At 30.7% G+C, this 12,657-nt stretch carries 14 protein-coding genes and 1 tRNA gene; 9 read left to right on the top strand and 6 right to left on the bottom strand.

The window, feature by feature from the left end:
• The first annotated feature begins 61 nt into the window (after nt 1-61).
• Nucleotides 62-430 (top strand): fluoride efflux transporter CrcB, encoded by a 369-nt coding sequence (crcB, locus tag OMO38_RS00790; RefSeq protein ID WP_264748344.1) that lies wholly within the window; start codon nt 62-64, stop codon nt 428-430.
• Nucleotides 431-570: 140 nt separating this feature from the next.
• Nucleotides 571-655, top strand: a tRNA-Ser gene (locus OMO38_RS00785).
• 353 nt (nt 656-1,008) lie between these two features.
• Here OMO38_RS00785 and OMO38_RS20265 read toward each other — a convergent pair.
• From OMO38_RS20265 to OMO38_RS00770, 3 genes are all read right to left on the bottom strand, one after another.
• Nucleotides 1,009-1,737 carry a T9SS type A sorting domain-containing protein gene (locus OMO38_RS20265; RefSeq protein WP_319804171.1) on the bottom strand — a complete coding sequence of 243 codons (729 nt, stop codon included), beginning with the start codon at nt 1,735-1,737 and terminating at the stop codon, nt 1,009-1,011.
• Nucleotides 1,738-2,126: 389 nt separating this feature from the next.
• Nucleotides 2,127-2,867 (bottom strand): SDR family NAD(P)-dependent oxidoreductase, encoded by a 741-nt coding sequence (locus tag OMO38_RS00775; RefSeq protein WP_264748343.1) that lies wholly within the window; start codon nt 2,865-2,867, stop codon nt 2,127-2,129.
• Between the two features lie 76 nt (nt 2,868-2,943).
• Complete coding sequence (locus OMO38_RS00770) at nt 2,944-3,510, bottom strand: Crp/Fnr family transcriptional regulator (RefSeq protein ID WP_264748342.1); 567 nt, start codon at nt 3,508-3,510, stop codon at nt 2,944-2,946.
• Nucleotides 3,511-4,522: 1,012 nt separating this feature from the next.
• On the opposite strand from OMO38_RS00770, the gene OMO38_RS00765 reads away from it, so the two are divergent.
• The 7 genes from OMO38_RS00765 (at nt 4,523) to OMO38_RS00735 (ending at nt 9,374) form a co-directional block, all read left to right on the top strand.
• A complete protein-coding gene (locus OMO38_RS00765; RefSeq protein WP_264748341.1) occupies nt 4,523-5,302 on the top strand; it encodes a tetratricopeptide repeat protein in 780 nt (259 codons plus the stop codon).
• 118 nt (nt 5,303-5,420) lie between these two features.
• A complete protein-coding gene (locus OMO38_RS00760; protein ID WP_264748340.1) occupies nt 5,421-5,672 on the top strand; it encodes a hypothetical protein in 252 nt (83 codons plus the stop codon).
• Nucleotides 5,673-5,783: 111 nt separating this feature from the next.
• Nucleotides 5,784-6,221, top strand: coding sequence for a hypothetical protein (locus OMO38_RS00755; RefSeq protein ID WP_264748339.1), 438 nt, complete (start codon nt 5,784-5,786; stop codon nt 6,219-6,221).
• 355 nt (nt 6,222-6,576) lie between these two features.
• Nucleotides 6,577-7,491, top strand: coding sequence for a hypothetical protein (locus OMO38_RS00750; RefSeq protein ID WP_264748338.1), 915 nt, complete (start codon nt 6,577-6,579; stop codon nt 7,489-7,491).
• Nucleotides 7,492-7,927: 436 nt separating this feature from the next.
• Nucleotides 7,928-8,530, top strand: a complete 603-nt coding sequence (locus tag OMO38_RS00745) for an SMI1/KNR4 family protein (RefSeq protein ID WP_264748337.1) — start codon at nt 7,928-7,930, stop codon at nt 8,528-8,530.
• Between the two features lie 308 nt (nt 8,531-8,838).
• Nucleotides 8,839-9,051, top strand: a complete 213-nt coding sequence (locus tag OMO38_RS00740; RefSeq protein ID WP_264748336.1) for an HNH endonuclease signature motif containing protein — start codon at nt 8,839-8,841, stop codon at nt 9,049-9,051.
• A gap of 11 nt (nt 9,052-9,062) precedes the next feature.
• The gene (locus tag OMO38_RS00735) at nt 9,063-9,374 is read left to right on the top strand and encodes an SMI1/KNR4 family protein (RefSeq protein WP_264748335.1); all 312 of its coding nucleotides are present in this window, start codon (nt 9,063-9,065) and stop codon (nt 9,372-9,374) included.
• A 358-nt stretch (nt 9,375-9,732) separates the two neighbouring features.
• Here OMO38_RS00735 and OMO38_RS00730 read toward each other — a convergent pair whose 3' ends face one another.
• The 3 genes from OMO38_RS00730 to OMO38_RS00720 form a co-directional block, all read right to left on the bottom strand.
• Nucleotides 9,733-10,293 (bottom strand): hypothetical protein, encoded by a 561-nt coding sequence (locus OMO38_RS00730; protein WP_264748334.1) that lies wholly within the window; start codon nt 10,291-10,293, stop codon nt 9,733-9,735.
• A gap of 282 nt (nt 10,294-10,575) precedes the next feature.
• Complete coding sequence (locus tag OMO38_RS00725) at nt 10,576-10,920, bottom strand: hypothetical protein (RefSeq protein ID WP_264748333.1); 345 nt, start codon at nt 10,918-10,920, stop codon at nt 10,576-10,578.
• A 531-nt stretch (nt 10,921-11,451) separates the two neighbouring features.
• Nucleotides 11,452-11,937 carry a YcxB family protein gene (locus OMO38_RS00720; protein WP_264748332.1) on the bottom strand — a complete coding sequence of 162 codons (486 nt, stop codon included), beginning with the start codon at nt 11,935-11,937 and terminating at the stop codon, nt 11,452-11,454.
• Between the last annotated feature and the right edge of the window lie 720 nt (nt 11,938-12,657).

Below are 12,657 nucleotides of genomic sequence, written 5' to 3'. Positions count from 1 at the left end.
ATTGAGATTTTTTAAAATCAGTTCATTAAATCTGATATTATCGCAATAATAAATATCGCTAATGAGAAACATTCTATTCATCTTCTTAGGTGGCGGAGTCGGAAGTGTTGCCCGTTATCTTATGTCTTACTTTACCCAAAAGCTTTGGACAGTGAATTCTTTTCCGATGGGAACTTTTTTGGTCAATATTGTAGGATGTCTGATTATAGGATTTCTGACATCCTATTTTGTAAAGGTTGACAGTTATCTGAAATATCTTCTGATTACAGGTTTTTGCGGAGGATTTACTACCTTTTCAACTTTTTCAGTAGAAAACTATTCTCTTTGGCAAAATCAGGATTATTTCACATTAATACTTTACGTGATTTTAAGTGTTGTAGTTGGTTTTGGAGCTGTAGTTTTGGGCATGAAACTTCAAACCATAAATTAAGAGATAAAATTGAAGAAATAATTAAACTGATTCTTAACGAATTAATAGATAATCTGATACTTTATATAAATATTATTTTGTCAGAATTGAAAAACATTCTATATTTGCACGACTGAAAACGAAGAGAAATCTTAGTTGAAGGAGAGATGGCAGAGTGGTCGATTGCGATAGTCTTGAAAACTATTGACTGTAACAGGTCCGGGGGTTCGAATCCCTCTCTCTCCGCAAAACGGGAAACCAAAATAAGCTGAAACGCTGTAAACATCAATGTTTGCAGCGTTTTTTTGTTTTACGCTAGTATGTTGTTTACATGGATCGAGGTGTACAAAAGCAGTATACGATTAAGATGCTGCAACATCTTTTTTCTAAATTTCGCAAGAATTTCGTCATCGCAAACACCCACGAATAAAGGATTTTAGCCATTTTACAGGTAAAATAAAAATAAAATTTGACAAACACATTATTAATTGTTACAAATATTTTTTTATTCGAATTTCTATTAGACTGTGGTAATTGAACTAATCGTTTTTAGATAAAATACCAAAATAATTTATTGAATATAATGAAGATGACCTACTTTAATTCTTCGCGATTTTAGTTTGCTGGATGATATCTCCATTTTTATCTGAAAGCACTAAAATATAGGTACCTTTCACAAACTGTTCCATATTAATTTGTGACACATTTTTATACGATCCCAATTTTTGACCAATCATATTGTATAATGTTGCATCAGCATTTACTGAAAGGTGAAGCAAATTTTTCACAGGATTAGGATACGTTAAAACACTTTTTTTTACAGTTTCTTCCGTTGCTAAAAATGATTGACAGTCTGAACTGTAAGTCGCGGTCGCATCTTTAGCCCAATAAGTTCCTATCATGTTGCTGTTATCAATCTGAATACACAGAAGATTAGGATTATTTGCAGAATATAGCCATATCAGGGAACTATTGTTTCCATTTTTAACATTGAGTGTTGTTAACTGATTTTCAGCACAACCCAAATAAGTTAAAGCAGTATTGTGGCTCACATCTAACGTTGTCAGTTGATTGCCATGACAAAACAGATCGGTTAGGTTTACAAAGGCTTCAATTCCGGTAAGATCTGAAATGTTTTGATTTCCGATATGTAATGCACCACTGTATCCAATTGCTTCTGAAATTTGTATATCTCCATCACCATTCATGTTGATTAAGGGGCTGGTGAGCAATAAGTTTTTAAAATTAATGTCAGGTATATGAACGTTTTGTGCTTGGATTATGTTGACAGTGAGAAGGCCCAAAATATAAAGTAATTTTTTATTCATATTGAAATTGGTAAGAGTCATATTTTTACCAGGGTCGGCTTTAGAATCGTTTATCGGAAAGAGTTTTCAAGTACTTTTTAAATTGTAAAAATTGTCAGCAAATATAATAAGAAAAACTCCATTTATTATAATGGCTACGATATATATTCGATCATAATCCCACATAATAATTTATCAAAAATCTACAAAATCAAAATAATTGTTTTGTGGGATTTTAAAAGTAATTATTAACTCTTTGGGTATTTCCGAATTGGGACATTTGAGAACCGTCAGTACAAATATAGTGCAAAGGCTGATAGAGCACAATTGTTGATGTACTCCGTCAGCCCCATTTTGGCAATACCTTGTAACAGGCAGTATTTTTAGTTTCCTTAATACTTCACTGTCTTTTACCAAAGACAACTTGCAGGTTCTGGAAAGTATTCTTCGCTAATAAACTTTCCTGTTGGTCCCTTTTCGTCAATCATAGCATATTTAGCAATTCGTTTTCCTGCTTGTTCAGGAGTACTTGTACCTTGATGTCCTGTAAAATCAGTTTGGGTATAACCTGGGCAAACCATATTTATTTTAAATTTACTACTATCACGAAGTTCATACGCAAGATTTACAGTGTACATATTTAATGCTGCTTTACTTGATTGATATACCGATGTTTTAAATTCATTTGTGGGACTTTCTGGATTAGAAGCAATTGTAATTGAAGCCATAGCAGTACTTACATTTACAATTCGAGGTTGTTCTGATTTTTTTAGTAACTCAACAAATATTTGCGTTACACTTACTACGCCAAATAGATTAGTTGCAAATACTGAATAGAATTGTTCCAATGTGGCAGTAAGTGCTGATTGTGGAAAACCACCAGAAATTCCTGCATTATTTATCAAAACATCTAATTTACCTTGTTCCTTTTCAATGATGTTTTTAGCTGACAAAATAGATTTTGAATTGGTAACATCTAATTCAATAGCTTTTATATTTCCAAACCCATTTGCTAATAGATCATTTACTGCTACTTCTCCTTTCTGAATATCTCTACAACCAATGTAAACAAAATATTCATTTTGTAATAACTCTTTTGCTGTGGCTAAACCAATACCTTTATTAGCCCCTGTGATCAATGCTGATTTCATTTTTTATTCTTTTTTAAATTAATAATGCAAAATTGCAATGAATAAAAATGAGCTGATTTACCATTTGGTAAAAATTCTAACGTATATTTTTTCTAATTCTGCTTAATGATTGTTGAGTAACTCCTAAATAAGATGCAATATAAGTTAGAGATATTCTATTGATAAGGGATGGGTGATTATTCATAAATTCAAGATACCGAGTAGTAGCATCTTCTGAAATTACAGGACTTTTTCTCGATTTTTGATAAAGGCATTTTTGAACCATTTTGTTTTTGATATTATCCCAACCTACAATGGTATGAGTAAGCTCATCCCAATTATCTTTTGAAAATAAAATCAGTTTACAATCAGTACAAGCCTGCAAATATTCAGTAGATACTGTATGAGCTTCAAAATTAATATAGTCAGCTATAAGGCTATTTTCAGTTATGAAACATCGGGTAATTTCTTCACCTTTATTATTGTAATAACAACCACGAACAACGCCGTCTACAAGGAAACCGACTTGTCGGGGAATTTTTCCCGCTTCCGAAAAATAGTTTTCTTTCGAAAGTTTTAACTCTGTCGCTTTGCCTGCAATAAGGTCAATTTGCTGTTTGTTCAAGTTGCCAAATTGCAAAATATATTCTATAAATTCTTTCATTGTCGCAAAGTTAGCAAATAGCTACGTCTGTCATTTACCAATTGGTAAAAAGCAGTTTGTGATGCCATTTTTTTTAATTGGCTTGGGTGTCCTAACATTGCCTGTAACTTTTATATAAGGGTTGTATTTATATCGCGTATCTATTATTTTTATGTATTAAGCCAATTTCTAAAATTTGGGTAAGAAAACATAAAATCACTCTTTTTTACTCTTTGAATAGAATCATTTTTGTAAAATTCATAATTATAAAATTTACATCCCTCTTTTGTTATATCTAAAATATAAAAGTCTCTGCTTTTTTCTGTTGAAGTTGAATCTCTCTTAAATTCTAACTCATAAAAAAATCTATGATTTTGAGCTTGGAATTTAGACATTACTAAAATAGTTAGAAGTGAAAAAAATATTTTATACATGGTGTTTTTATACATTTAAATTTTAAAAAATCATATCAGTAAAGTAAAAATGGAATAAGCAAAAAAAAAATAAAAGTAGAGTTTCTGTTGATCTGAGAAGAATCTTATTTGTGTTTTTGATGAGCATCAGGACAAGATTGAAAAAAAATGTATATTAGAGGATAATTAATTTAAATTCAAGCAAATGTTAGTAATATCTTTTCGACATATCATACTATTAGCAATAATACTTATCCCTATTCTTGTTGCTGTAGGTTATGCCATATATCGTGTTGTAAAATATGCTATGAAAAAAGCAATCATAGAATCTCGTCAAAATAATCATCAGCATTAACAGAACACCGCTGAAAAGAATCTATCAAAAATAAATGTTTTAAAATTTTTGAAAAAAAATTCACTCAGTCTGACTTGTTTTCTAGTTTTTTCTTTTATAAAGTTTTAGCTCAATATACAACTTCATATATTTCCCATCATAATGATCCAAACAGGGATGTTGGTGTTGACACAAAAAAATATTGTTATGCAGCTACCCATGGGAAACTACCGCCAGGCAATACATTAGAGGTTTATAGATTATGATATAAATAAATTAAAGAAAAATGACGGAACAGGAAGTTGAGAAGTTATTGCAGAAAATTAGCAATCAAAGAATGTTTGGTGAGGCTGAAAAAGCGATTGCTAATCTTCATATTTTAAATAATGAATTCCCACAGAACAAGCGGTATTTAGCGCTTTTGGCAAGCGCTTATTTGGATGTAAATGCAGATGATGCGTCATTGGAATATTGTAATAAAGCCTTAGAAGTTGATCCTTATTATTCAGAGGCTTTCGAACTGAAAGGAATGATTGCAGAAAAGAAAGAGGACGACGACTTGGCAGAAAAATATTACAGGGAATCTATTTCGCAGGAAGTTCCATTCAAAATGGGATATCTTAGGTTAGTACTTTTATACTACAAGTTAGCACGTTACGATGATGTTATAATGGAGGCTGAACACTTGCTTGCAAATTTTGATAAGAACCGAGATGAATCTTCGGCAGAAGATCAAAGAAAGATATTTGCGCAATGGCTTTCTTTGACTTATATCAGGCTTTATTCGTCCCTCATCCGCACGGAGCAATTTGAAAAAGCCATTGAAAAAGTGAATGAATATGTAGCATTTAGAAGTACTTATGTTAAAGATCCCTATCAATTCCTAACAGAGGACGAATTACTATTCAAATTATATCATACGATTCAGGATCCTGAAAAAATGGAATCTTCTGAAGATAGAATTTTAAATCATTATATGGTTCCCTCTAACATTGTTGCTGCTATGAAAAAGGATGTAGAACAAGGGTACATAGAGAGTGCTAACCCCGAAAATTATCAGCAGTAATAAGCTTGAAATAAGCGTCTTCAAAGTAGACTTATATCGTATCAGAATGATCGAAACTCCACGGACTCCCGTAATTATAAATATCTAAGAGACATCTAACAGCCCACAAATTACTATTATGCAAGATAAGATAGAAGCAGTAGTCTATAACTTTAAAATACAGAAAAGTAGCTCCTTTAAAGGGAAAGTACTTTTGAATTTAAACGCTTCGGGAAAATTCAGTTTGTCCTGTAATAAGCTCGATGCCGGAGACTTAAGTTTTATCTTTACTAATATGGAATACAACAGTATTAATACCAAAGACCCATTAATATTCAATCCGGTGACATGGCATTACAATTGGAAATTAAACCTTGCAGCTATCACTTAAAAAAAATCATTCAAACCCCTGTGGAATAATTATAGGAACAAGCACAGCAATACTGCTAATAAAGTTCAGTTTCTTGTCCTGGAAAAGCTATATTTTGAAACGCCACTGGGAATGGAATATGACACTTTTTCCAATGGCGTTTATCTTCCTTTTTTCAATGATTCCAAAGGCATGTATTTGACCGGAGAGCATTACCGTGGATTAGATTTACTTTTAATACCTCTTAATATTCTGGTTAAAACTATGTTTTTGTGTAAGGAATTAAACGACCGTGAAGTTCTTCTTGAAGGTTGTATCGAATTTAATGAAGAGGTAATGGAAAAATTACTATCAAATCAAAATTTTAAAGTTAAAGCGAGAAGCTACCATTTTTCACTTGACTTTTCAATCGATTCCAAAATAGAAATTGTGATTGAAAGGATTACAAATGTTATCAAGAAAATTACATGCCGAAACATAATTTCGGGTGACGATGAGCTATTTGAGGAAACAAATTTGAAGTTTGGACTGATTTTGACAGTTACCAGGGTGGAATACATAAAATTGTAGATAATAAAAGATATACTGTTGAAGAGTGGGAAGAGCTTGAAAGGGAAAGAAAAAAGCCAGGAAGGAACTTTTCGTTATTGGATGATTAATGATTTATCTCCACCAACTAACTTAAGCATTCAGCTTGTAATCATATAATTGAAGGAGAACAGTAATCGTATCTTTATAACTGATTTTAATTGCGTTAGCTGCTGTTTGTAACAGAATTAATCCGAAAACTATAATCAGAGCAGGACATTCATCGCGGGACAATATGCGGTTCTCGCCCAATTAGAAATCCAATAAGTTCAAAACATGTAAAACAATTTTTCAAAATAATTCACGTACATTTGATAAAAAAGATAATGACTAGAATATGAAAGAAATACTTGAATTACTGGGAGTTGATAAAAGAATTATAGATTTATGTGCTGGAAAAATATTTTTTTTTAGCAAATATAGTGCATGGGAGTATTATGATTTAGATGAAGTAAATTCACAAAAGAATTTTGCTTTCCCTCCATTTTTCTTGCCTATTATAATAAATTATGACTCAACTCCTATTTCGTACGGTCTGACTAAGAATTGGTTTACCAACCGGGAAGCAACTTTTTCGTACATGGAATTTTCTGATCAATTTTTGACTGCGGAAATTGCTAGAACGCCGGATCAATTTATTGATACATTAATATTAGAATACTTCATTGACATTATAGAAAATATTGACATTTCAAATATTGAAAAAAATCAAACTTTAAATCGTTTAGATTTAAAATATAATTTTGATGAAATTAAGAGATTATCAGGATTAAACTCAACTGAGTGGAGTTCTGAATTAAAATCATTCAAAGAAAAACAACCATTGTGGATGTACAAGATGCAAAACGTTAGTGATTATACGGGTTTCTATCCTTCAGCAGGAGAACTTCTTAACACAGACGCAATCCAAGAGAGTTCATATTTTGAAATAACGAAAAAGGAGTGGATTGGCTATAATGCTGAAAAGAAAGGGTTTTTCTTATTTCGAAATGAACCTAAATATAAATCGGTAAATGATATTCCAAAATGGCTACAGCCTGATCAAGACAAAAAAGATCTTTTTGATTTGTATATTACTACCTCTCAATTGAATAAAGCTTGGCTAATAATAAATGGTCCGGGTTTCACACCATCAGAAGTTAGTGCTAGATTGCAAATTTTAAAACAGTTTTCAAATGAAAAAGCGTTTCATCTTTGGGTCAATTTTTGGTGTGCAAGATACGGGGAAAGTGATAGCTTTGTATTTATTTAAGGAATATTAAGATTTAAAATTTTTGAAAATACTTTGTAATATAACCCACCTGGAGGAATTGAAAATTGGCTTTTTTTGCAAAGTTTCAGAATTATGCGATATATTATCAATGATATAAAGATCATGGAAAATTATGAAAAATTTGTGTAACATGATAAGCCAGAGGTGAACGCAGTAACAAATAACGAACCAATTCCATTTACAAATGGCAGACCGGAATTTTAGCAAATGGAAGGTTGGAGATGATTTAAAAGTTGATGGAATGAAAAAATGAAAGAAGAATATGGTTTTAAGAAACAAAAAGAAGCTTAAGATTGGTTAAGTCAGCAAGTGACAAATCTGTACAATTAATCCCCACATATTTACATGGGAATGTTCCTCATAAAGGAATTGCTTCTGATATGAGAGAATTGAATGGAATTTAAAAAAATAAATCATGAGTAATATCTTTAATAAAATTGAGAATTTAGGAGGTGTTAAATACCTAAATATTGAAGATTTAGAATCATTGCAAGATGAAGGTTTGTCTTTTGTTAAAAAAATTATGGGCAATATTCCTGAAAGTGAAATAATTGAATTTACATCCAAATTTGGTAACAGCAGGTTTATCAAAGATGTTTTTGCGAAAAGTGTGAATAAGTTAGGATTTTTACAATCAGGGAAAATTGAAATTGGAACGATATTCGGATGGGGCCAATCACGTAAAAGTATAGAGTCAATAATAAATCAATACTGTTCAACAGATCAAATAATAGTTAAGTTTTTTCCCATATTTGATGGATATCCAGGTGATATTATTTATTATTCATTAGAAAAAAACTCTTTCGGTAAAATTTATTACTGGCACCATGGGAGCGATATTGAAGAAAAAGATATATTTATTGCTAGCACATTAGATGAATTTATTGATACTTTTTTTATTGATGATGAAAATGATATTAACGAGAAACCTCTTTCAAACGAAGAACTTGAACAGATTAATGCAAAAAGAAAAAAAGTTGGTTTATCCCCAATTGATAAATTTAAAAATATTATATAAAAAAAATATTTATTTAAAATTTGTAATTATCATAGAAGCTGTTCGGTAGGACAGCTTTAATTATTGTGTAAAAGTTTATAATTTTGATATTGGAGGCAACGATAACTATTATGTGACTGAAGATGTGATTTTTGGTGCATAATGGATATGCTAGCGTAGAGGAACTCCAAAAAATAGACGATAGAGGATTTATTGGAGTTGAAGCAATGCCTAATGGATGATTTAATTACGCAAATAGTGATGCACTGTATCCAGTAAAGCAAGGACAAACAAATACAATACCGATACAATATTCTGGTTATTACAAGATGGATTTTGGTGACGCAAGTTTAGCAGCATTGGGACAAAAAAGTACACCAAAAGGATATGTGTGGCATCATTTAGATGATTATGATCCATTAACAAATACAGGAACAATGCAGTTGGTGAAGCAACAGGCTCATAACGGAATTTCCCACGTCGGAGGTTGTAGCCAGTATAAAGCTGCTACAGGTTATTCATATACATTTAAAACTTGGTAAATATAATTATAATGGAATTTGAACAGACAGAACAGCAGACTACTGGATTTGAGATTTCAGAACTTGAGAAAACAAATGAGATTAATCTTCCTAAAGATTTTGTACAACATTATCTAAATTATAACGGTGGTTACCAACAATACGAATACGTCAAAGGAGTGAAATCCTTTAAAAAAGACTTTGTCAAACTTTTGTTCAGGCTTTTTATTAATTACCGCACCGATTCCCCCAATAATTGCTCCAATGCTTACATTATAGAAAAACTCTTTACTGTCAGAAGTTTTTACAGCCTGCGATTGATATCGGTTGAATGGCAACAGTAGAACAAAACTTAATACAAACTTCAGGATTTTCTTTTTCATTGAGGTAATAAGGTTATTATTTATATATAAGATTTTGATATAAATTAATTTCTAAAATAACTTGTCTCCACTACTCCATTTAATATCAATAATAAAAATTGCTGTAGAATTGTAAAGGATCGCTATTAAATCCTGCCTTTATTTTTTAGGAATTTTCAATATTCTTAGGATTCTACCTGATTAACATAATGATATCAATACCCTTCCAATCAAAATAAATTAAACAGAAATGTGATGCAGAATATTTACAGTTTAGAATTTGATTGATCTACCTCCTGATTTACGTTCGCATATTTTAAAAGTCTTCCATTAGACATAATTAGTCAATAATGCTTCTGAAATATCCTTTAGCATTAGTTATCGAATCAGTTGGATTAAATTTTATCTGCAATTCTATTTTTCCAAAAATACTGTCACCTTTTTTATATTGAGATTTATCCAGTGTTAATTTCTGTTTCCTCACAGTGTATCTTTCGGATTCTAAAAAATCAAACATTCTTATGTTATCAGTATAAAATTCGGATGATGTGTAAAAGAAATTTCCAAATTTTGATACTGTTATATTAACTCCAGTAAACCCATCACCACGGTTAAAATTCAAAAAATAAATGTGATCAGATCTCACACTTTTGGTAATGTTAAAGTTGAAAGATATCGTATCATCCATTCTTCCAAATATTTCTAGGTCTGTACGTATTTTTGCAGAGTCTAACATAATGAAAGCTGGATCAAAAACTTTGGAATTAAGATTTTTTACTGCCCTTGATTTTCCGATATTTTTATCAATATCAATCTTATTCCATTTTGAAACAAAATAGACTATTCCAAGAAATGAAACAGTTATCATGATCCAGAAAATAGATTTTAATTTTTTTGTCAATTTAGAAAGTGGAGTTTGAAAATTACAAGTGACCATATTTTCGCAGTTCGGTAACAATAGATCATAATATACAAATGCTTGAGCGATTCTACAGACGGGCAGATTACAGATTGAGGCGACAATTTCCGCCAACCATGTTGTAAAAATTTTCTTTTTTTCTGATACTGAAAGCAAATTTCATTGCATCGTTAATACTACAAATCTGCTGACTGAGATATCATACCTTTTTTACTTTTAAATATATTTGAGCGGATCATCCTTCTTTCATCTGAAAATGAATTTTTAGATGACAACAAATTCAAATCTATTGTCAGAAATGTTATTTCCTTTAATACTTGTAATTATTTGGATAAAGACGCATTGCCCTTCTTCGAATTCCCTATCCTGAAAAGTTGCAAAAGAATCAAATGAATAGATACCTTTTCTGTTTAGGATAACATCAACTTCTAATTCATAACTATCAGTCACAGTGTTGTAAACAGGAGACGAACTAAAATCATCAATTTTCTTCCCTTTTACAAAGTTGACGTTATTGTCCTGAAAAAGCTCAGAAAGATGTATCCTCAAAATTCCGGAGGATTGTTTTGTTGTCTGAAAAATATCAATGTCCTTTGAATTGACTTTCATTTTCGATGGGACTGAAAATTTCAACTTTATTGTTTCACCCTTGGCATATGACTGCTTGGTGGGAGAAATCAGTATCAAATCCTGCTCGTTTGACAAGTTGGTATATTGATCACACGGATTCTCGCCTCTATTGTCACACTGCATCATCAAAGGAATCAAAAATACTGACAAAAAAATATTCAAGAAAGTAAATTTAAACATCACGTCTTTTTAAATTTTATTTATTAGCGATTACTATTTCACTGTAGGATTTACTTATCTAAATCGTCCGTCAAATATATACAAAATATTGAATCTGTTTTAATAAAAACTGTGTATTAAATAAGTATTTATTCTTATTATAGAATAATTCACAATCGAAAAAGTGAAATATTGTGAATCAAAAAAAAATTTAATGTAAAATAATTATTAGTTTTACAGCTAAATAAATCAACGGAAGATAAAAAATAAACTACTCTTACCTTCTTTATTATCATTATTTTCTCTAAATAGTGCACAAACCAATTTGTTTGAAGAGTTCATTTGGTGATTTTATTTAATTGTTTTTACAGATCCTAAAATTTCCTGAATCTGCTTTATTTGATGTGTAGATAGATCTTTTTTAGGAATTAGGATCGCAGACAAATTGTTTTGATAGATTAGAAACCAATTTTTCTTTTCAGCTAACTTATAGATTTTCGTCCAGAGAATTTCCATATAAAATGATTCTCCTTTGATCTTTATCTTATCATCAGATAGATCTATATCGAGCGTTTCCCTCAAATGATTGCTTGAGTAATAATTTCTAATTATTGTAGTCAGTATCACGGTCGGCTGAATCACAGCGATTAAAAGCAAAGTAATATATTGATAAACAACAGGTTCAGGAAGATTGAGAATATCTAAATGGAAAAGCGTAATCCAAAGCACGAGTAATAATGCGAAACATATAAGAAAAATCATTACAGGCTTTGAGTATGCTAAACTAAATAATAGTTTTAGATATTGTCTGATGGTTACTTTTGCTTTTAATTTCATACGATCATTATTGCGAAGGAAATATAAAATATTTCATGAAAAAACAGTTACAACTCACATACTATCATAAAATTATGTAGAATTATTTATCTTTTAATTTTGAAAAATAATGATTTCCGATATTAACACCAGTTGCAATTACCGCACCTCTTATTAATGACCAAAATAATATTTCGTTTATTTTACTTGTCGTGTAATGATGATCATCATAAAAATTAATTTCCATCCAAAATATAATTACTGTCATTATCAACGCACCTAATACAATTTTTTCTAATTTTTTTTATGTCCATACTTTCAATATAAGTAATTTTTATCAGTTGATAAGCTGTAATATCGTTTTCTATGACTTATAAATGCAACTTCAACCGGGGATTACTGCTGTTATGTATTTTTTGTCAGTTTAATAATAGAATATAGCTTTAAAATCTTAAGCACTTATCGTTCAAAATACTTCTCTGACAGTTTGACGCTAAAACATGTCACAAACTTTCTCTTCATCTCATAAATTCCGAAATGATGTAATGAACTGCAGAAATATATTTGTTTTCTGAATAATATCCGATTTCTATTTCGTGATTCCATAAACCAATCACTTCACATAGTGGGTCAAGCTGAATACAAAATTGGAATTTGTCGTTTTTGAATTCAGCATAGCTATCTTCTGATTGAAACTTCAAACGCCTGTAGAATAGAAGTTTGCTGAAAATTTCAGATAAT

It is taken from the genome of Chryseobacterium kimseyorum, from assembly GCF_025971945.1.
Classification (GTDB): Bacteria; Bacteroidota; Bacteroidia; order Flavobacteriales; family Weeksellaceae; genus Chryseobacterium; species Chryseobacterium kimseyorum.
This window is presented reverse-complemented; position numbering and strand designations above follow the sequence as displayed.

What these genes read in the sequence shown, in the direction of transcription:
- OMO38_RS00755 (WP_264748339.1), top strand. Translation starts at nt 5,784, where the DNA reads ATGGAATATGACACTTTTTCCAATGGCGTTTATCTTCCTTTTTTCAAT.
- OMO38_RS00775 (WP_264748343.1), bottom strand. Translation starts at nt 2,867, where the DNA reads ATGAAATCAGCATTGATCACAGGGGCTAATAAAGGTATTGGTTTAGCC.
- OMO38_RS00765 (WP_264748341.1), top strand. Translation starts at nt 4,523, where the DNA reads ATGACGGAACAGGAAGTTGAGAAGTTATTGCAGAAAATTAGCAATCAA.
- OMO38_RS00720 (WP_264748332.1), bottom strand. Translation starts at nt 11,937, where the DNA reads ATGAAATTAAAAGCAAAAGTAACCATCAGACAATATCTAAAACTATTA.
- OMO38_RS00760 (WP_264748340.1), top strand. Translation starts at nt 5,421, where the DNA reads ATGCAAGATAAGATAGAAGCAGTAGTCTATAACTTTAAAATACAGAAA.
- OMO38_RS00740 (WP_264748336.1), top strand. Translation starts at nt 8,839, where the DNA reads ATGGATTTTGGTGACGCAAGTTTAGCAGCATTGGGACAAAAAAGTACA.
- OMO38_RS00735 (WP_264748335.1), top strand. Translation starts at nt 9,063, where the DNA reads ATGGAATTTGAACAGACAGAACAGCAGACTACTGGATTTGAGATTTCA.
- OMO38_RS00725 (WP_264748333.1), bottom strand. Translation starts at nt 10,920, where the DNA reads ATGAAAGTCAATTCAAAGGACATTGATATTTTTCAGACAACAAAACAA.
- OMO38_RS00770 (WP_264748342.1), bottom strand. Translation starts at nt 3,510, where the DNA reads ATGAAAGAATTTATAGAATATATTTTGCAATTTGGCAACTTGAACAAA.
- OMO38_RS00745 (WP_264748337.1), top strand. Translation starts at nt 7,928, where the DNA reads ATGAGTAATATCTTTAATAAAATTGAGAATTTAGGAGGTGTTAAATAC.
- crcB (WP_264748344.1), top strand. Translation starts at nt 62, where the DNA reads ATGAGAAACATTCTATTCATCTTCTTAGGTGGCGGAGTCGGAAGTGTT.
- OMO38_RS00750 (WP_264748338.1), top strand. Translation starts at nt 6,577, where the DNA reads ATGAAAGAAATACTTGAATTACTGGGAGTTGATAAAAGAATTATAGAT.
- OMO38_RS20265 (WP_319804171.1), bottom strand. Translation starts at nt 1,737, where the DNA reads ATGAATAAAAAATTACTTTATATTTTGGGCCTTCTCACTGTCAACATA.